General features: G+C 52.7%; 17 protein-coding genes, 1 rRNA gene and 1 other annotated feature. Of the genes, 11 read left to right on the top strand and 7 right to left on the bottom strand.

Features of this window, described 5'->3' with window-relative positions:
• Positions 1-40: 40 nt before the first annotated feature.
• From trmD to KCG39_RS11985, 4 genes are all read left to right on the top strand, one after another.
• Positions 41-808: a tRNA (guanosine(37)-N1)-methyltransferase TrmD gene (gene trmD / locus KCG39_RS12000; RefSeq protein WP_004104636.1), complete on the top strand. Its 768-nt coding sequence runs from the start codon at positions 41-43 to the stop codon at positions 806-808.
• Positions 809-847: 39 nt separating this feature from the next.
• Positions 848-1,195, top strand: a complete 348-nt coding sequence (rplS, locus tag KCG39_RS11995; RefSeq protein ID WP_004104634.1) for a 50S ribosomal protein L19 — start codon at positions 848-850, stop codon at positions 1,193-1,195.
• A gap of 120 nt (positions 1,196-1,315) precedes the next feature.
• Positions 1,316-1,753 (top strand): DUF2946 domain-containing protein, encoded by a 438-nt coding sequence (locus KCG39_RS11990; RefSeq protein ID WP_139529795.1) that lies wholly within the window; start codon positions 1,316-1,318, stop codon positions 1,751-1,753.
• Positions 1,754-1,807: 54 nt separating this feature from the next.
• Positions 1,808-3,181 (top strand): PepSY-associated TM helix domain-containing protein, encoded by a 1,374-nt coding sequence (locus KCG39_RS11985; RefSeq protein ID WP_142467984.1) that lies wholly within the window; start codon positions 1,808-1,810, stop codon positions 3,179-3,181.
• A 5-nt stretch (positions 3,182-3,186) separates the two neighbouring features.
• On the opposite strand, the gene KCG39_RS11980 is transcribed toward KCG39_RS11985, so the two are convergent.
• Genes KCG39_RS11980 through yfiR form a run of 3 tightly spaced genes read right to left on the bottom strand, consistent with a single transcriptional unit; the run spans position 3,187 to position 5,406 of the window.
• On the bottom strand, positions 3,187-3,669 hold the full coding sequence (locus tag KCG39_RS11980) for an OmpA family protein (RefSeq protein WP_004123767.1): 483 nt from the start codon (positions 3,667-3,669) through the stop codon (positions 3,187-3,189).
• Between the two features lie 11 nt (positions 3,670-3,680).
• Positions 3,681-4,904 carry a diguanylate cyclase DgcN/YfiN gene (dgcN, locus tag KCG39_RS11975; protein ID WP_004123765.1) on the bottom strand — a complete coding sequence of 408 codons (1,224 nt, stop codon included), beginning with the start codon at positions 4,902-4,904 and terminating at the stop codon, positions 3,681-3,683.
• On the bottom strand, positions 4,897-5,406 hold the full coding sequence (gene yfiR / locus KCG39_RS11970; RefSeq protein ID WP_211811604.1) for a regulatory sequestration protein YfiR: 510 nt from the start codon (positions 5,404-5,406) through the stop codon (positions 4,897-4,899). Before yfiR ends, dgcN begins: the two co-directional genes overlap by 8 nt.
• A gap of 344 nt (positions 5,407-5,750) precedes the next feature.
• Here yfiR and aroF point away from each other — a divergent pair, with 344 nt between their 5' ends.
• The 3 genes from aroF to KCG39_RS11955 all read left to right on the top strand — a co-directional run bounded on the left by aroF (position 5,751) and on the right by KCG39_RS11955 (position 8,893).
• Positions 5,751-6,821 carry a 3-deoxy-7-phosphoheptulonate synthase AroF gene (gene aroF, locus KCG39_RS11965; protein WP_004123753.1) on the top strand — a complete coding sequence of 357 codons (1,071 nt, stop codon included), beginning with the start codon at positions 5,751-5,753 and terminating at the stop codon, positions 6,819-6,821.
• 9 nt (positions 6,822-6,830) lie between these two features.
• Complete coding sequence (gene tyrA / locus KCG39_RS11960) at positions 6,831-7,952, top strand: bifunctional chorismate mutase/prephenate dehydrogenase (RefSeq protein ID WP_004123751.1); 1,122 nt, start codon at positions 6,831-6,833, stop codon at positions 7,950-7,952.
• A 68-nt stretch (positions 7,953-8,020) separates the two neighbouring features.
• Complete coding sequence (locus tag KCG39_RS11955; RefSeq protein ID WP_087829091.1) at positions 8,021-8,893, top strand: SMP-30/gluconolactonase/LRE family protein; 873 nt, start codon at positions 8,021-8,023, stop codon at positions 8,891-8,893.
• Here KCG39_RS11955 and pheA read toward each other — a convergent pair.
• From pheA to bamD, 4 genes are all read right to left on the bottom strand, one after another.
• Positions 8,890-10,050, bottom strand: coding sequence for a bifunctional chorismate mutase/prephenate dehydratase (pheA, locus tag KCG39_RS11950; protein ID WP_004123744.1), 1,161 nt, complete (start codon positions 10,048-10,050; stop codon positions 8,890-8,892). The two genes, KCG39_RS11955 and pheA, sit on opposite strands and share 4 nt — an antisense overlap.
• A 30-nt stretch (positions 10,051-10,080) precedes the next feature.
• Positions 10,081-10,205 (bottom strand) — a sequence feature (Phe leader region).
• A complete protein-coding gene (pheL, locus tag KCG39_RS11945; RefSeq protein ID WP_101706155.1) occupies positions 10,157-10,204 on the bottom strand; it encodes a pheA operon leader peptide PheL in 48 nt (15 codons plus the stop codon). It overlaps the preceding feature by 48 nt.
• Positions 10,206-10,311: 106 nt before the next feature.
• The gene (gene raiA / locus KCG39_RS11940; protein ID WP_004104616.1) at positions 10,312-10,647 is read right to left on the bottom strand and encodes a ribosome-associated translation inhibitor RaiA; all 336 of its coding nucleotides are present in this window, start codon (positions 10,645-10,647) and stop codon (positions 10,312-10,314) included.
• Between the two features lie 271 nt (positions 10,648-10,918).
• Positions 10,919-11,656 carry an outer membrane protein assembly factor BamD gene (gene bamD / locus KCG39_RS11935; RefSeq protein ID WP_004123741.1) on the bottom strand — a complete coding sequence of 246 codons (738 nt, stop codon included), beginning with the start codon at positions 11,654-11,656 and terminating at the stop codon, positions 10,919-10,921.
• Between the two features lie 132 nt (positions 11,657-11,788).
• Between bamD and rluD the strand changes: the two genes are divergently transcribed.
• From rluD to KCG39_RS11915, 4 genes are all read left to right on the top strand, one after another.
• Positions 11,789-12,769, top strand: a complete 981-nt coding sequence (rluD, locus tag KCG39_RS11930) for a 23S rRNA pseudouridine(1911/1915/1917) synthase RluD (protein ID WP_004123738.1) — start codon at positions 11,789-11,791, stop codon at positions 12,767-12,769.
• Complete coding sequence (yfiH, locus tag KCG39_RS11925; RefSeq protein ID WP_004123735.1) at positions 12,766-13,497, top strand: purine nucleoside phosphorylase YfiH; 732 nt, start codon at positions 12,766-12,768, stop codon at positions 13,495-13,497. Before rluD ends, yfiH begins: the two co-directional genes overlap by 4 nt.
• A gap of 127 nt (positions 13,498-13,624) precedes the next feature.
• Entirely contained in the window at positions 13,625-16,198 is a 2,574-nt protein-coding gene (gene clpB / locus KCG39_RS11920; protein ID WP_049115413.1) for an ATP-dependent chaperone ClpB, read from the top strand.
• Between the two features lie 451 nt (positions 16,199-16,649).
• Positions 16,650-18,189: ribosomal RNA gene (locus tag KCG39_RS11915) — 16S ribosomal RNA — on the top strand.
• Positions 18,190-18,235 lie beyond the last annotated feature (46 nt).

Here is an 18,235-nt window from a genome sequence, read left to right as displayed (position 1 = left end):
CCGGATAAACGGTAAAAAACGGCACTATGGGGATTGGCTTGTGTTTATAGGTATCGTTAGCCTGTTTCCTGAAATGTTCCGCGCAATTACCGATTACGGGGTAACTGGCCGGGCAGTAAAAAATGGCCTGCTGAGCATCCAGAGCTGGAGTCCTCGTGATTTCGCTCATGACCGGCACCGTACCGTGGACGATCGTCCTTACGGCGGCGGACCGGGGATGTTAATGATGGTACAACCTTTACGGGATGCCATTCATGCAGCAAAAGCCGCGGCAGGTGAAGGCGCAAAGGTGATTTATCTTTCACCTCAGGGACGCAAGCTTGATCAAGCGGGCGTCAGCGAACTGGCAACCAATCAGAAGCTGATTTTGGTGTGCGGTCGTTACGAAGGCGTAGATGAGCGCGTAATTCAGACCGAGATTGATGAAGAATGGTCAATCGGCGATTATGTTCTCAGCGGTGGCGAGCTACCGGCAATGACGCTGATTGATTCCGTTTCCCGGTTTATTCCGGGGGTTCTGGGTCATGAAGCTTCAGCAATCGAGGACTCTTTTGCTGAAGGATTGCTGGATTGCCCTCACTATACGCGCCCTGAAGTGTTAGAAGGTATGGAAGTACCGCCAGTATTGCTGTCGGGAAACCACGCTGAGATACGTCGCTGGCGTCTGAAGCAGTCGCTGGGCCGAACCTGGCTTAGAAGACCTGAACTTTTGGAAAACCTGGCTCTGACTGAAGAGCAAGCAAGGTTGCTGGCGGAGTTCAAAAAAGAGCTCGCGCAACAGCAGCATAAACATGATGGGATGGCGTAAGCCCCCAATATCAGTTTACCCAGGATAAGAGATTAAATTATGAGCAACATTATTAAGCAACTTGAACAAGAACAGATGAAGCAGGACGTACCTTCCTTCCGTCCGGGTGATACCGTGGAAGTGAAAGTATGGGTTGTTGAAGGTTCCAAAAAACGTCTGCAGGCATTCGAGGGCGTGGTTATCGCTATTCGTAACCGCGGTCTGCACTCTGCATTCACTGTTCGTAAAATTTCCAACGGCGAAGGCGTTGAGCGTGTCTTCCAGACTCACTCTCCGGTAGTTGACAGCATTTCTGTCAAACGTCGTGGTGCTGTACGTAAAGCTAAACTGTACTACCTGCGTGAGCGTACCGGTAAGTCTGCTCGTATCAAAGAGCGTCTTAACTAAGATTCGCTTTCGCGACATCCTGAATGAGAGGGCTGGCCTGATGGGCTGGCCCTTTTTTTATCTTTATTTTAACCATTTTATTGTGAATCATTTACAATACGGCCCTCATTTGGAGGGGCGGTGGTCAGCAATATTCTTCATCAATCAGCATCTCAACGGCGAGCCGCATGGCTGGCGCTGTTTGCGATCGCGCTGATCGTGGTGGCGCCGTTGATCTCAGTCGCTTTGCAAAAAGATCCGATGAGCGGAATGCACCACGCAATGATGACGATGGCGGAAGATGCGCCATCACATCAGATGACGATGATGCACACCGACGCTTCGACGCCGCAACGCTCGCACGGCGTGCCGCTCGATCATGCTGAAGCCTGCGGCTACTGCGTGCTCTTAGCTCACGTGCCAGGCTTTATCTTCGCGCTGGTGTTGCTGCTTGCTATGGTGCTTCGACGCCAGCGAGTGCCTGTTAGCCGACCGGTGAACAAACACTGGCATTACTTTCCCTGGCTTTATCCCCTTACCCGAGCGCCGCCTCTTCCGTCTGCTTTCCCCCTTAGATAAAAAAACAACCTGCGCACTGCGCAACGTTCTCTTTTGCTTTTAAAAAGGAAAAGTATGACTACCTGCACCTCGCGCGCAGCATGGCTGAACCTGCTGCGTCGTCTTCATTTCTATATCGGACTGTTTATCGGACCGTTTATTTTTGTGGCGGCTCTGACCGGTACGCTATATGTCGCCAGTCCGCAGCTGGAAAGCTGGCTCTATCAGGATGCGCTTCGCGGTACCCTCAGTGGAGAAAAACAGCCGCTCAGCGCGCAAATTACCGTAGCAACAGAGGCTATTCAGGGAAACCTGCGCCTGCATGCGGTACGTCCGGGGATACTGGCTGGCGATACTACCCGAGTGATGTTTATTGACCCGAGCCTTGGCGAGTCGGAAACACGGGCAATTTTTGTCGATCCGGTGACTTTAAGGGTAAAAGGAGATCTGCCGGTTTACGGTACCAGCGGTATTTTGCCACTGCGTCAGTGGATTGATTATGCCCACCGCTCATTGCTCCTGGGAAGTGTTGGTCGCCTGTACAGCGAGCTCGCTGCGTCCTGGATGTGGGTTGCCGCTCTCGGTGGGATCGCGCTGTGGTCGATGACCCGCCCGCGTCGTCGCATTAACAATAAGATGCAGAATAGCCGCCGCCTGCATGTGTCTCTCGGATGGGCATTGCTGGTCGGTATGCTCATCTTCTCTGCGACCGGTTTAACGTGGTCACAATGGGCCGGTGGTAACGTCGATAAGATGCGCGCCGCCTTTGGTTGGCTGACGCCACAGGTAAATACGCAGCTGCAAAGCGCCGTTCCGGCAGTTCACGATCCGCATGCGGAACATCATATGGGAAGCAGGATGATGGGCGAGGCGGCAGCATCGCCGCTGCGCGTAGAGGAGTTTGACAAGGTTCTGCTGGCCGCACGCGCGGCGGGGCTGGATGCCGGCAAGCTGGAGATTCGACCGCCGTCGGGTTCCGGGCGCGCGTGGACGGTAAATGAAATCGACAGAAGCTGGCCAACACAGGTTGATGCTGTCGCGATCGAGGGGTCAACGATGCGGATCGTGGACCGTACGCATTTTTCCGACTTTCCGCTCATGGCCAAGCTGACCCGCTGGGGTGTTGATTTCCATATGGGAATTTTGTTCGGCCTTGTTAATCAGCTATTGCTTATCGCGTTCGGAACCGCACTCTGCGTGATGATAGTAGTGGGATATCGCTTGTGGTGGATCCGCCGCCCGGCGCGCGCGGCGTTTAACCCGGCCAATACGTTGATACAGGCGTGGTTTGGATTAGCATGGCCCGCTCGTCTGCTGACTGCCGTCATTGCACTGTTGTTGGGGGTTGCGCTGCCGCTAATGGGGGCCAGCCTCGCGCTATGTCTCGCCGTTGATTATCTGCGCTGGCGTGCAGCAACGGCGATGTTAGAGGCTAAACCAGTCGAATAGGTTGTCTAAGGCGTGCTGATAACCACCGTGACGCGGCGGTTTTCAGCACGTCCTTTCGCAGTATCGTTATTGGCTATCGGATACTTTTTCCCGAGTCCGCGAGTGGTCAAATTGGCGCGCGGAATATTCGCCCCTTCGGCCCAGGCATCCGCAACGCTGTTGGCGCGCTTAAGCGATAACATTTCGTTGTAGCCGTCTTCGCCGTAATTATCAGTATGGCCTTCGAGGCGGCTGTGGGTAATACCGGTGGTGGCCAGCCGTGAAGCCATTGTGCGGATTTGCTGCTTACTATCGGCACGCAGATGGTAGTCATTTTTATCAAATAAGATGGTATCAGATATTCCTAATGACCAGTCGCCGTTGGTTTCAGTAAAGCCGTATGACTTCATTGCTGCAATTTGTTCTGCAGAGAATTTTCCTTGCGGGGCCTGGCAGCCGCTAAGAAAAATTGCGGCAAGTAAAGCAGGTGCAAAATATTTCCCAATCATGGTGATTCCTTTTATTTTTGCGTTTGCTGCAAGCGCTGGTGTTTCATCCGATACATATTTTGATCGGCAAGCTCTTGCAGATTTTCCGCGGAGGCATGTTCCCAGGTTAAAGCGTATCCAATACTCAGTGACAGACTGGCGGTGTGGCCATTGTGGAGATTAAACGGCGGGATAAACTGTTCGGACAACGCACGGCACAGGGCCTGAACTTCGGCCTCTGAATGAACATCGCGTAGCAGAATGGCAAATTCATCGCCGCCGAGACGCCATGCCTGATGCTGTTTGCCGACAAAGGCCATCAGGCGGCTCGCGACTTCAATTAACACTTTATCGCCAGCTGCGTGGCCCCAGTTATCGTTAATAAGCTTGAAGTTATCGCCATCAAGAAATAACAGCGCGGAACTACTGTGGACGGTTTCGTCTTTCATCAGCTCATTAATGACATTACGGAAAGCCGCTCTGTTAGCCAGACCGGTCAACGGATCGTGCAATGAACTGCGCAGGAGCTGAGCATTTTTAGCCTGAAGCTGTCGCTGCCAGTCCTCCATTTCGCCCAACAGGCTATTAAAGTCCTGGGCAAAAAGGTGGAATTCTTCAATGCGCTCTTCGGGGACCCGGCGAGAAAAATGGCGATTTTCGCGAATGTCATGTACCACTTCGGTAATGCTCTGTAATGCAGCCACAATGCCGCGGTGCAGCGAGTGGGTCAGGAGCAAAGCGATGCAGGAAGCAAGAAAAATGCTGCCGGTGAGCACAATAATTGAGATGCCAAGAAAATAGCTTATCAGCCGGTCCAGCGCGGTCAGACGGAGTTCACCGATGATTTTCCCCTGGTGCCAGATAGGTTGTACCGTGGGTTCAGGAAATAACCATTTGCTGATAATGTCGCTGATTTTATCCTGCCTGACCAGACGTTCGTTATGCCATGAGGCGAAGGGTTTTTGTCGGCCATCGACCAGAATGGCTTTGGAGAATTGCCCCTGTCTTCCCAGCGTGGCCAGCGTATCTTCAGCCGCTGCGCTATCGCCGAAAACAAGCGCGGCTTCCAGGCTGCGACCCATGGTAGCGGCGGTAAGCTCCAGGTTTTTTTGTGCGTACTGCTTAAGTGTGAATATGGAAGCGGCGCAGAGTAACAGCCAGACCAGTGTCATAGAGATCACCACGCTTATCATGCTGATACGGCGCAGCGCTCTTTTAAATGTGGGGCGCGGGGCCTGAGAAAAATCCTTATTCATGTGATGTTTTCCGGGCAAGCATCAGCACCTCGGGATTAACCCGAACGCCGCTGTGCGTCAGTACATCCAGATTTACGGAAAATCTGACTCTCTCATTGTTTATAAGCAGGCAAAAAGCGCTGCCAATAGAGCAATCGGTGTTTTGTTCCGCAATAAGTAATAGGGGCCGGTTTTCATATTTGGCCGTAAATTCAGACTGTTGGATCGGTGATTCACTGCCAAAATAAAAACCATCGCAGGTCGTCTGTAAGGCTTCTTCTGTATTACGAACAATCACGGGTTTGTAAGGCAATATTTCCGGTGCCTCTTCGGCCAGGCTATGGATATAACGTGATGTCGAAAAAATACATAGCCTTGGAGGACCTGATAATTGCGGCCAGCGTGTATAAGTCACGATCCCCGAAACGATCGTCCGAACATTTTCAGACGGCCCGGAGGCAACAGCAGAGATACCCACGAGTGATAGTACTAAAGTCAAAAAGAGACGGTGAAGAACAGTCATTACGGTTCCGTCAGGTTGTCATAGCGTGGGGGATGCAGATTGCTGAAACCCGGGCGAAGAATAGCATTATTGATGAAAAGCGTCATTAGCCAGCCTCGCCGCTTTAAGATAATTCTCACCAGGATTTTTCGTAAAAGAATGGCTTTAAAAAGGGGAGTCATGGGCGTTAAATCACTTGGTGTAAACAATAATATACAATCAGAATGGAATGTAGCGCGATTTAATTTCTTGGTGTAAAGTAAAATTTACGTAATATGGATTGAAATCTTTACTTTGTGTGGTATCGTTACGTCATCCTCGCTGAGGCAATAACTATCGCAAACGAGCTATACAGGATCGCAATCATGCAAAAAGACGCGCTGAACAACGTACATATTACCGATGAACAGGTTTTGATCACTCCGGATCAGTTGAAAACTGAATTCCCTTTGAGCGTTGAGCAGGAAGCGCAGATCGCGCACTCTCGACAGACTATCTCTGACATCATCGCCGGTCGCGATCCGCGCTTGCTGGTGGTGTGTGGTCCTTGCTCGATTCACGATCCTGAAACCGCCATTGAGTACGCTCGTCGTTTTAAAGCTCTTGCCGCAGAGGTCAGCGATAGCCTCTATCTGGTCATGCGCGTCTATTTTGAAAAACCCCGTACCACAGTTGGTTGGAAAGGGCTGATTAACGATCCGCATATGGATGGTTCGTTTGATGTGGAAGGCGGCCTGAAGATTGCGCGTCGTCTGCTGGTTGAACTGGTCAATATGGGGCTGCCGTTGGCGACGGAAGCGTTGGATCCAAACAGTCCTCAGTACCTCGGCGATCTGTTTAGCTGGTCCGCTATCGGCGCGCGTACGACGGAATCCCAGACTCACCGCGAAATGGCTTCAGGCCTGTCGATGCCGGTTGGGTTTAAAAACGGCACCGACGGTAGCCTTGCCACCGCCATTAACGCGATGCGCGCCGCCGCAATGCCGCACCGTTTCGTCGGCATCAACCAGGCCGGGCAGGTGTGCCTGCTGCAAACGCAGGGCAATCCGAACGGTCACGTTATTCTGCGTGGTGGAAAAGCGCCAAACTACGGCCCGGAAGATGTTGCGAAGTGCGAAAAAGAGATGACTCAGGCGGGACTGAAACCTTCTCTGATGGTAGATTGCAGCCATGGGAATTCTAATAAAGACTACCGCCGTCAGCCCGCGGTTGCGGAATCCGTGGTCGCGCAGATCAAAGATGGTAACCGTTCCATTATTGGTCTGATGATTGAGAGCAATATCCACGAAGGTAATCAATCCTCTGAGCAGCCGCGTTGCGATATGAAATACGGCGTCTCGGTGACCGATGCCTGCATTAGTTGGGAAACCACCGATGCGCTGCTCCGCGAACTTGATAAGGATCTGCGAGGCCATCTGGCGGCTCGTCTGGCGTAAGAGGATGATATGGTTGCTGAACTGACCGCGTTACGCGATCAAATTGATGAAGTCGATAAAGCGCTGCTGGAGCTGCTGGCTAAGCGCCTGGAGCTGGTAGCGCAAGTCGGAGAGGTTAAAAGCCAATATGGCCTGCCGATTTACGTCCCTGAGCGCGAGTCGGCGATGCTGGCCTCCCGCCGTGAGGAGGCTGCTGCGCTTGGGGTTCCGCCGGATCTTATCGAAGATGTCTTGCGTCGCGTCATGCGTGAGTCTTATTCCAGCGAAAACGATAAAGGTTTTAAAACGCTTTATCCGAACCTGCGTCCGGTCGTTATTGTCGGCGGCGGCGGGCAAATGGGGCGTCTGTTTGAGAAAATGCTGACGCTTTCCGGATATCAGGTTCGTATTCTGGAGAAAGACGACTGGTCGCGGGCGGACGAGATTGTCGCCGATGCCGGCATGGTTATCGTCAGCGTGCCGATTCATATCACGGCGGCGACGATTGCTCAGTTGCCTCCGCTGCCGGCGGACTGCATCCTGGTCGATTTGGCTTCGGTGAAAGCGGAACCGCTGCAGGCGATGCTGGCTGCGCATACAGGTCCGGTATTGGGTCTGCATCCTATGTTTGGTCCTGATAGCGGCAGTCTGGCGAAGCAGGTAGTGGTGTACTGCGATGGCCGCCAGCCTGAGGCGTATCAGTGGTTCCTGGAGCAAATTCAGGTCTGGGGCGCTCGGCTGCATCGCATCAGCGCCATCGAACACGATCAGAACATGGCCTTTATTCAGGCGTTGCGCCACTTTGCTACCTTCGCTTATGGTCTGCATCTGGCCGAAGAGAACGTGCGTCTTGAGCAACTTTTAGCGCTCTCGTCGCCAATTTATCGTCTGGAGCTGGCGATGGTTGGTCGACTGTTTGCCCAGGATCCGCAGCTCTACGCTGACATTATTATGTCCTCGGAAAATAACCTGGCGCTGATTAAGCGATACTACCAGCGTTTCGGTGAAGCTATCGGCCTGCTGGAGCAGGGAGATAAACAGGCGTTCATCGATAGCTTCCGTAAGGTTGAACACTGGTTCGGTGACTATGCCCAGCGCTTCCAGAGCGAAAGCCGAACGTTGCTGCGCCAGGCGAATGATAATCGGCAGTAAGGCGTAAAACACGTATACAATAAAGCCAGAGGGGTGACCCGCTGGCTTTTTTTATAGGGATGAAAACGATGGCTGAACCACAACCGCTGTTTGATTACACCGGGCATTTACCGGAATGTCCGACCTGGAGCGAAGCCGAACAGGCATTGTACTGGGCCGATATTATGGAATGCGAAATTCATCGCTACGACGTGCAGACGGGTGAACATCAGGTTCTGCAATTTCCCGAGGAGCCCGGCTGTTTTGCTCTGCGCGAAAAGGGCGGTTTTATCGTCGCTTTACGCAGCGGTATCTGGCTCACTGATGCACATGGTCTTCTACAGCGAAAAGTCTGCGATAACCCCAGCAATCCGCAATTAGCGCGCTTTAATGATGGTGGAACCGATCGCGACGGCCGCTTTTATGCCGGGACTTTCTGGGGACCGGGAGATTTTAACGGCGCGCTCTTAGTGCGCATCGATAACGATCTCTCCCCGCAGGTTATCCAGTGCGATATTCACGGCGCTAACGGTCTGGCGTTTAGCGAAGACAAGCGTTGGATGTATACCTCGGATACGCCAAATGCCGTTATCTATCGAACACCTCTCGATGAGCGGGGCGAGGCGGGTAAACGCGAGGTCTTCCTGCGCTTTCAGCCGGGAGAGGGGATTCCAGACGGCGCGGCCATCGATGCCGAAGGTTGCTACTGGAGCGCGATGTTTGACGGCTGGCGTATTGCGCGCTTCTCGCCGACGGGCGAGCAGCTGGAGGAGCATCGTCTACCGGTGCGTTGCCCGACGATGGTCTGTTTTGGCGGAGCGGATATGAAGACGCTCTACATTACCACCACGCGGGAGAATATGGATGCTGAGGAAGTGGCGAAATATCCGCTTTCTGGCGCCATCTTCACCCTGCCTGTTAGCGTGGCAGGGATGAAGAAATTGCCGTTTATAGAGCGTTAAACCGGCTCGACCGGTACCACGTTTTCGCTGGCATAACAGCCCAGCACCTTCATTGAACGTGTTATCTCGGCCAGCTCTTTTAAAGCTTTACGCATGGGCAGTGATTCCAGGTTGGCCTGGATATCCAGATAAAACATCTCTTCCCACGGATTACCGTGAATGGGACGCGACTCCAGCTTGGTCATAATCAGGTTATGGTTTCGCAGTACCAGCAGTGCTTCTACCAGGGCCCCGGCTTGCTGGCCGGTGGCCATCAACAGCGTGGTTTTCGCGGGGACCTGATCGGAGACTTCCACCGCTTTACGCGCCAGAACCAGGAAGCGGGTGATATTTTGCGTTTGGTTAGCCTGACAATGTTCCAGTACCTGCAAACCGTGCAGCGCCCCGCCTGCTTCGCTGCCCAGCGCGGCAACGGTCGGCGATTTAGCCTGAGCGACTTTTTCCATCGCTGAGGAGGTGCTATCGGTATATTCAATATTCCAGTGCGGATAGCGGCTGAGGTACTGGCTGCACTGCTGGAATGGCTGTGGATGGCTGTAGACCGTCGTAATCTGTTGCGCGTCGGTGGATGTTGAGACCAGCACGCAGTGATCGATAGGCAGAGTCAGCTCGCCGACGATAGATAAGCTGGTGTGCTGCAGAAGATCGTAAACATCATTGATGCCGCCGGAGCTTGTATTTTCAATGGGGACGACGGCATAGTCGGCCTGGCCCGTCTCCACTTGCTCAAAGATATCGGCGAATTTCGCACAGCCGCTTTCGATAAACTGTTCAAAGTGGCGGGCGGCATACTGGCGGGCCGCAAGATGCGAATATGAACCTTTCGGTCCGAGAAACGCCACGCGCGCGGAGTGCGGATTGATTTTATTGAGGTGCTGCTGCAGTAGCGTTTGTTGGGTAAGGACCGAGTCTTCAATGATCAGCTGGAACAGGCGCGTGATGTAGTGGGCATCGAGATGATGTTTTTTACCCAACGTCATCAAGCGTTCCAGTAAGTCCCGCTCGCGGTCGATATCCCGCACCGGACGGTGCGAGGCCAGCTTGGCTTTTCCTACCTCTACGGCCAGGCCGCGGCGCTCTGCCAGCAGCGCCAGCAGCTTCTCATCCAGAGCGCTGATCTTATCGCGTAGCGCCAGTAATGGGTTTTCCTCGGTCATATGTGTTGCCTTTCTTGTTATTGATTATCAATAAAAAAGGCCTCCCGTTTGGGAGGCCTTGTTGTTCGTCTTCGCATTCTTTATCACACGACGAATTGCCTCCCATTCAGGGGAAGGTAAAAAAGAATGCGAAGAAGAACGGGATCAGTTTCACGATGAATTCCTTGAGTTAGTGGGGATTACAGTACCTGTACTGTTTTCACTCTGTCAATAAAAAACGCGCCCGGAGGCGCGTGGCATGACACAAGCTTAAGTTAAGGATTACTCTTCTTCTTCCACAAAGCCTGCCTCTTTCACCGATGTCGCGGCGCGGCGGGCTTCCCCTTTGTGTTGCACTTTATTGAGCTGCCGTTCCAGCTTGTTGATCAATTCGTTGATTGCGGCATACATGTCTTCGTGCCGTGCGCTGGCAACCAGGTGTCCGTTTGGCGTATTGATGGTGGCGTCAGCGACAAAACCCTGCGGCTCCTTAGAGAGGATGATGTGCGGGTTAATTAAGTGGGTTTGCCATTTATCCAGTTTGGCGAGACGGTCTGCGACGTGCTGGCGGATTGCCGGAGTAATTTCCATTTGTTTACTGGTAATGTTCATTGTCATAAATTTTACCTCTTGTCTTTCCCGTCTTGGTGAACTCAGCATACCTCGCCCAATGTCAAAATGCGTGATTTAAATCACATTTTATTGTCACTTTTTGTCAACAAATCTGTTTTGTGAGACAGGACAGGAACAGGTGAGATTTTGCTTGTGGAAAGGAAGAAAGGGAGCCATATTTGATGAGTTAACTCGGCGCTAAACCGCTTCAGCTAAGCAATTTAACGAATAAAAAAACGGCAGCCATCTGGCTGCCGTTTTGCTTATCTAAGGGCTATCAGGTGTTCTTGCTATTGGCTGCAATGATTTTCGCAACTTTGTCAGCCTGCGCGTTCATCTGCATCTGACGGTAGGCGTTTTCCATCTTCGGCAGCGCATCGCGGGTGGCCTGCGTATCCGGATAGTTACGCAGCATGCCGTCTACGCGGTTAACTACCGCAACCCATGCGCCACGATCGGTGTAGTAATCCACAACCGACAGCTCGTACTTCGCCAGACGATCCTTCAGGAACACCATACGTTTATAGGCGTCAGTAGAGTACTGGCTGTTGGGATAGCCACGAACCAGTTTGGAGAAGTCGTTAAAGGCATCGCGCGCGTGTTGTGGGTCGCGGTCAGAACGGTCGACGCCGAAGAAGCCCTGCAGCGCACTGTCATCCAACGCCATATTTGTCAGACCACGCATATAAATAACGTAATCAATGTTAGGATGAGTCGGGTTCAGGCGCACAAAGCGATCGATGGCGGCCTGAGCCAGCGGTAGATCGGCGTTTTTGTAGTACGCATAAATCAGGTCCAACTGTACCTGTTGGGAATAAGGTCCAAAGGGATAACGGTTATCCAACGCTTCCAGTTGCGTTATTGCCTGTTTCCAGTTACCGTCCTGCAGCTTTTGCTGAGCGGTCGCGTAGATCTCATTCGGCGGATTATCGGGCACCTCCTCCTTTGAGCCAGAGCAACCCACCAAAGCCAGGCTCAGTGTGGCTGCTGCCACCAGGTATTTCATGCGCGTCATGACGTTTTGACTTCCTCAAAATGTTTATGCGGGAGAATCTCTGTTCCTGCTCCCGATTAAGACCAGCTACAATAGCACACTATATTAAACGGCAAAGCCGTAAAACCCAACGTTAAAACGAAGAAGCTGTATATGGCACAACGAGTACAACTCAACGCAACGGTGTCCGAAAATCAACTCGGACAACGCTTAGATCAGGCTTTGGCCGAATTGTTCCCGGATTATTCGCGTTCGCGCATAAAAGAATGGATCCTTGACCAGAGAGTGCTGGTAAACGGCTGCGTCAGCGACAAGCCGAAAGAAAAAGTGCTGGGGGGAGAGACGATTGCTATCGATGTTGAAATCGAAGAAGAAGTCCGTTTCCAACCGCAGGATATTCCGCTCAATATCGTTTATGAAGATGATGACATCCTCGTAATTAATAAACCGCGCGATTTAGTTGTGCACCCCGGCGCGGGCAACCCTGACGGTACTGTGCTGAATGCGCTGTTGCACTACTATCCCGCCATTGCTGACGTGCCGCGGGCGGGGATCGTGCACCGTCTTGATAAAGACACCACTGGTTTAATGGTGGTAGCAAAGACTATCCCGGCGCAAACCCGACTGGTGGAATCCCTGCAGCTGCGTGAAATTACCCGTGAATATGAAGCGGTAGCGATTGGTCATATGACGGCTGGCGGAACGGTTGAAGAACCGATTAGCCGTCACCCGACCAAGCGTACGCATATGGCGGTACATCCCATGGGGAAACCGGCGGTGACGCACTATCGGATCATGGAGCATTTTCGCATTCATACTCGTTTGCGTTTGCGCCTCGAGACCGGTCGTACGCACCAGATTCGCGTGCACATGGCGCACATCACCCATCCGCTGGTGGGCGATCAGGTTTATGGAGGGCGCCCACGTCCGCCTAAAGGTGCGTCGGAAGAGTTCATCACTGCTCTGCGTAAGTTCGACCGCCAGGCTCTTCATGCCACGATGCTGCGCTTATACCATCCGATCAGCGGTATTGAAATGGAATGGCATGCGCCAATTCCGCAGGATATGGTTGATTTGATCGATGCCATGCGCGCTGATTTTGAAACTCATAAAGACGATATCGACTGGTTATGACTAAAGTGATTGTACCGCAATGGCCGATGCCGGAAGGCGTTGCTGCCTGTAGTTCCACGCGCGTTGGCGGGGTAAGTTTATCGCCATACGATTCACTTAACCTCGGCGCTCATTGCGGAGACAATCTGCAGCACGTAGAAGAGAACCGTCGGCGCATGTTTGCCGCTGGCGGTCTGCCGTCATACCCGGTGTGGCTGGAACAGGTTCACGGTACGGCAGTGTTAAAACTCGACGGCGGGCCGTACGAGTCAAAGCGTGCGGATGCGTCATACTGTAATGTGCCGGGTACGGTATGCGCGGTGATGACCGCTGATTGCCTGCCGGTGCTTTTTTGTAACCGCGCGGGTACGGAGGTTGCGGCTGCTCATGCCGGCTGGCGAGGTCTTTGCGAAGGCGTGCTGGAAGAAACCGTTGCCTGTTTTGCCGATAGTCCGGAAAATATTATGGCCTGGCTTGGCCCCGCTATCGGGCCGGACGCGTTTGAGGTTGGCCCGGAGGTGCGTGAGGCCTTTATGGCAAAAGATACCCAGGCGGAGCGCGCATTTCGCCCTGCGGGTGAGAAGTATTTTGCTGATATCTATCAGCTTGCCCGTCAGCGTCTGTCGAGCGTTGGCGTTGAGCAGATTTTTGGCGGAGACCGCTGTACCCTCAGCGAAAAAGATGATTTTTTCTCTTATCGTCGCGACAAGACGACGGGTCGTATGGCAAGTTTCATCTGGCTGATATAACCTGCCGAACTAAGACGATCCAGAAGGCAAACTTATTTTTGCATAGTTCAGGTCTTTAACCTTGAATAATTGAGGGATGACCTCATTTAATCTCCAGTAGCAAATTTGACCTGTTATGGGAGGAGTTATGCGTCTGGATCGTCTTACCAATAAATTCCAGCTTGCTCTTGCCGATGCCCAGTCTCTTGCGCTTGGGCACGACAACCAATTCATCGAACCTCTTCATCTAATGAGCGCCTTGCTGAATCAGGAAGGGGGATCGGTACGTCCTTTATTAACTTCGGCTGGCATCAACGCCGGAGAGTTACGCACCAATATTGAACAGGCGTTGAGCCGATTGCCGCAGGTGGAAGGTACCGGTGGCGATGTTCAACCTTCTCAGGATTTAGTGCGTATCCTTAACCTTTGCGACAAGCTGGCGCAAAAGAGAAAGGACAACTTTATTTCGTCAGAACTGTTCGTTCTGGCTGCGCTTGAATCACGCGGCACTCTGACCGACCTTTTAAAATCCGCCGGAGCCACAACCGCTAACGTGAGTCAGGCGATTGAACAAATGCGCGGAGGTGAAAGCGTGAACGATCAGGGAGCCGAAGACCAACGTCAGGCTTTGAAAAAATTTACCGTCGATCTGACCGAACGTGCCGAGCAGGGCAAGCTTGACCCGGTAATTGGCCGTGATGAAGAAATTCGTCGAACGATTCAGGTTCTGCAGCGTCGTACCAAAAATAACCCGGTGCTGATTGGTGAACCCGGCGTAGGTAAAACGGCCATTGTTGAAGGGCTGGCGCAGCGGATCGTCAACGGTGAAGTACCGGAAGGGTTGAAGGGGCGTCGAGTCCTGGCGCTTGATATGGGCGCGCTGGTGGCGGGTGCCAAGTATCGCGGTGAGTTTGAAGAACGTTTAAAAGGCGTGCTAAACGATCTCGCCAAGCAGGAAGGCAACGTCATCCTCTTTATCGATGAGCTGCACACGATGGTGGGCGCAGGTAAAGCAGACGGTGCTATGGACGCCGGGAATATGCTGAAACCGGCGCTGGCGCGTGGTGAGCTGCACTGCGTGGGCGCCACGACACTGGATGAGTATCGCCAGTACATTGAGAAAGACGCCGCGCTGGAGCGTCGTTTCCAGAAAGTGTTCGTTGCGGAACCGACAGTTGAAGATACCATTGCGATTTTGCGTGGTCTGAAAGAGCGTTATGAACTGCACCACCACGTGCAGATCACTGACCCGGCGATTGTAGCGGCGGCTACGCTGTCTCACCGTTATATCGCCGACCGACAGCTGCCGGATAAAGCTATCGACTTGATCGATGAAGCTGCGTCCAGCATCCGCATGCAGATTGACTCAAAACCGGAAGAGCTGGACAGACTCGATCGACGCATCATTCAACTCAAGCTGGAACAGCAGGCGTTGAAGAAAGAGTCTGACGAAGCCAGCATTAAGCGGTTGGATATGCTGAATGAGGAACTGGCGGATAAAGAACGTCAATATTCAGTCTTAGAAGAAGAGTGGAAGGCTGAAAAAGCGTCGCTCTCTGGTACCCAGACGATTAAGGCCGAGCTGGAACAGGCTAAAATCGCGATTGAGCAGGCGCGTCGCGTCGGCGATCTGGCGCGGATGTCCGAGCTGCAGTACGGTAAGATCCCGGAACTGGAAAAGCAGCTGGCGGCGGCAACGCAGTCTGAAGGCAAGACCATGCGTCTGCTGCGTAATAAAGTCACGGATGCGGAAATCGCGGAAGTGCTGGCTCGTTGGACGGGGATTCCGGTTGCGAGAATGCTCGAAGGCGAACGTGAGAAGCTGCTGCGTATGGAGCAGGAGCTGCATAGCCGCGTTATTGGTCAGAACGAAGCGGTTGAAGCGGTATCGAACGCGATCCGCCGTAGTCGTGCCGGGTTATCCGACCCTAACCGTCCGATTGGCTCGTTCCTGTTCCTTGGCCCTACCGGGGTAGGTAAGACAGAACTCTGTAAAGCGCTGGCTAACTTTATGTTTGATAGCGACGATGCGATGGTACGTATCGACATGTCAGAGTTTATGGAGAAACATTCCGTTTCACGTCTGGTTGGGGCACCTCCGGGATACGTCGGTTATGAAGAAGGCGGTTATCTCACTGAGGCGGTCCGCCGTCGCCCTTATTCCGTCATCCTGCTGGATGAAGTGGAAAAAGCGCATCCGGATGTCTTTAACATTCTGCTGCAGGTACTGGACGATGGACGTTTAACTGACGGGCAGGGGAGAACGGTCGACTTCCGCAATACGGTGGTCATCATGACCTCCAACCTCGGTTCGGATCTCATTCAGGAACGTTTTGGTGCCCTGGATTATAGTCACATGAAAGATCTGGTGCTGGGCGTGGTTAGTCAAAGCTTCCGCCCGGAATTTATCAACCGTATTGATGAAGTGGTTGTCTTCCACCCGTTAGGTGAAAAACATATTGCTTCTATTGCGCAGATTCAGCTGCAGCGGTTGTATAAACGACTGGAGGAGCGCGGCTACGAAGTCCACCTCTCTGATGAGGCGCTGAAGCTGCTTAGCGAAAACGGCTACGATCCGGTTTATGGCGCACGTCCTCTAAAACGTGCTATCCAGCAGCAGATCGAAAACCCGCTGGCACAGCAGATTCTTTCCGGTGAGCTGATTCCGGGTAAAGAAGTACGGCTGGTCGTGAAAAATGACCGGATAGTGGCAGTGCAGTAAATCACAAAACAGCAAAAACGGGCCAACTCGGCTCGTTTTTGTTTAAAAACCAGGCAATAATTTAATCTCAGTCGATGTTTTGGCTGAAAATTGAGCGGGTGAGATTTTTTTTTAAAATTCCCCTTGCCACTTCAGAATTACTCCCTATAATGCGCCTCCACTGACACGGAACAACGGCACGCAAGCCGCCGGGTCAGCGGGATTCAGCGATGAATACCGGCAGAGAAAAGCGAAATTAAACGCTTGACTCTGAATGAGGAAAACGTATTATACGGGACCTCGCAACGGTGAGCGAAAGCCGCGTTGCACTGCTCTTTAACAATTTATCAGACAATCTGTGTGGGCACTCAAAGTGACATGGATTCTTAACGTCGCAAGACGAAAAATGAATACCAAGTCTCTGAGTGAACACGTAATTCATTACGAAGTTTAATTCACGAGCATCAAACTTAAATTGAAGAGTTTGATCATGGCTCAGATTGAACGCTGGCGGCAGGCCTAACACATGCAAGTCGAACGGTAGCACAGAGAGCTTGCTCTCGGGTGACGAGTGGCGGACGGGTGAGTAATGTCTGGGAAACTGCCTGATGGAGGGGGATAACTACTGGAAACGGTAGCTAATACCGCATAACGTCGCAAGACCAAAGAGGGGGACCTTCGGGCCTCTTGCCATCAGATGTGCCCAGATGGGATTAGCTAGTAGGTGGGGTAACGGCTCACCTAGGCGACGATCCCTAGCTGGTCTGAGAGGATGACCAGCCACACTGGAACTGAGACACGGTCCAGACTCCTACGGGAGGCAGCAGTGGGGAATATTGCACAATGGGCGCAAGCCTGATGCAGCCATGCCGCGTGTATGAAGAAGGCCTTCGGGTTGTAAAGTACTTTCAGCGGGGAGGAAGGCGATAAGGTTAATAACCTTGTCGATTGACGTTACCCGCAGAAGAAGCACCGGCTAACTCCGTGCCAGCAGCCGCGGTAATACGGAGGGTGCAAGCGTTAATCGGAATTACTGGGCGTAAAGCGCACGCAGGCGGTCTGTCAAGTCGGATGTGAAATCCCCGGGCTCAACCTGGGAACTGCATTCGAAACTGGCAGGCTGGAGTCTTGTAGAGGGGGGTAGAATTCCAGGTGTAGCGGTGAAATGCGTAGAGATCTGGAGGAATACCGGTGGCGAAGGCGGCCCCCTGGACAAAGACTGACGCTCAGGTGCGAAAGCGTGGGGAGCAAACAGGATTAGATACCCTGGTAGTCCACGCTGTAAACGATGTCGACTTGGAGGTTGTTCCCTTGAGGAGTGGCTTCCGGAGCTAACGCGTTAAGTCGACCGCCTGGGGAGTACGGCCGCAAGGTTAAAACTCAAATGAATTGACGGGGGCCCGCACAAGCGGTGGAGCATGTGGTTTAATTCGATGCAACGCGAAGAACCTTACCTACTCTTGACATCCAGAGAACTTAGCAGAGATGCTTTGGTGCCTTCGGGAACTCTGAGACAGGTGCTGCATGGCTGTCGTCAGCTCGTGTTGTGAAATGTTGGGTTAAGTCCCGCAACGAGCGCAACCCTTATCCTTTGTTGCCAGCGGTCCGGCCGGGAACTCAAAGGAGACTGCCAGTGATAAACTGGAGGAAGGTGGGGATGACGTCAAGTCATCATGGCCCTTACGAGTAGGGCTACACACGTGCTACAATGGCATATACAAAGAGAAGCGACCTCGCGAGAGCAAGCGGACCTCATAAAGTATGTCGTAGTCCGGATTGGAGTCTGCAACTCGACTCCATGAAGTCGGAATCGCTAGTAATCGTGGATCAGAATGCCACGGTGAATACGTTCCCGGGCCTTGTACACACCGCCCGTCACACCATGGGAGTGGGTTGCAAAAGAAGTAGGTAGCTTAACCTTCGGGAGGGCGCTTACCACTTTGTGATTCATGACTGGGGTGAAGTCGTAACAAGGTAACCGTAGGGGAACCTGCGGTTGGATCACCTCCTTACCTTAAAGAACCTGCCTTTGTAGTGCTCACACAGATTGTCTGATAG

Origin of the sequence: Klebsiella pasteurii (assembly GCF_018139045.1) — a bacterium.
Classification (GTDB): Bacteria; Pseudomonadota; Gammaproteobacteria; order Enterobacterales; family Enterobacteriaceae; genus Klebsiella; species Klebsiella grimontii.
This window is presented reverse-complemented; position numbering and strand designations above follow the sequence as displayed.

Excerpts from the sequence above, each read along its gene's own strand:
- tyrA (WP_004123751.1), top strand. The coding sequence starts at position 6,831 with ATGGTTGCTGAACTGACCGCGTTACGCGATCAAATTGATGAAGTCGAT.
- rplS (WP_004104634.1), top strand. The coding sequence starts at position 848 with ATGAGCAACATTATTAAGCAACTTGAACAAGAACAGATGAAGCAGGAC.
- yfiH (WP_004123735.1), top strand. The coding sequence starts at position 12,766 with ATGACTAAAGTGATTGTACCGCAATGGCCGATGCCGGAAGGCGTTGCT.
- yfiR (WP_211811604.1), bottom strand. The coding sequence starts at position 5,406 with ATGACTGTTCTTCACCGTCTCTTTTTGACTTTAGTACTATCACTCGTG.
- KCG39_RS11955 (WP_087829091.1), top strand. The coding sequence starts at position 8,021 with ATGGCTGAACCACAACCGCTGTTTGATTACACCGGGCATTTACCGGAA.
- rluD (WP_004123738.1), top strand. The coding sequence starts at position 11,789 with ATGGCACAACGAGTACAACTCAACGCAACGGTGTCCGAAAATCAACTC.
- aroF (WP_004123753.1), top strand. The coding sequence starts at position 5,751 with ATGCAAAAAGACGCGCTGAACAACGTACATATTACCGATGAACAGGTT.
- dgcN (WP_004123765.1), bottom strand. The coding sequence starts at position 4,904 with ATGAATAAGGATTTTTCTCAGGCCCCGCGCCCCACATTTAAAAGAGCG.
- clpB (WP_049115413.1), top strand. The coding sequence starts at position 13,625 with ATGCGTCTGGATCGTCTTACCAATAAATTCCAGCTTGCTCTTGCCGAT.
- raiA (WP_004104616.1), bottom strand. The coding sequence starts at position 10,647 with ATGACAATGAACATTACCAGTAAACAAATGGAAATTACTCCGGCAATC.
- pheA (WP_004123744.1), bottom strand. The coding sequence starts at position 10,050 with ATGACCGAGGAAAACCCATTACTGGCGCTACGCGATAAGATCAGCGCT.
- KCG39_RS11980 (WP_004123767.1), bottom strand. The coding sequence starts at position 3,669 with ATGATTGGGAAATATTTTGCACCTGCTTTACTTGCCGCAATTTTTCTT.
- KCG39_RS11985 (WP_142467984.1), top strand. The coding sequence starts at position 1,808 with ATGACTACCTGCACCTCGCGCGCAGCATGGCTGAACCTGCTGCGTCGT.
- bamD (WP_004123741.1), bottom strand. The coding sequence starts at position 11,656 with ATGACGCGCATGAAATACCTGGTGGCAGCAGCCACACTGAGCCTGGCT.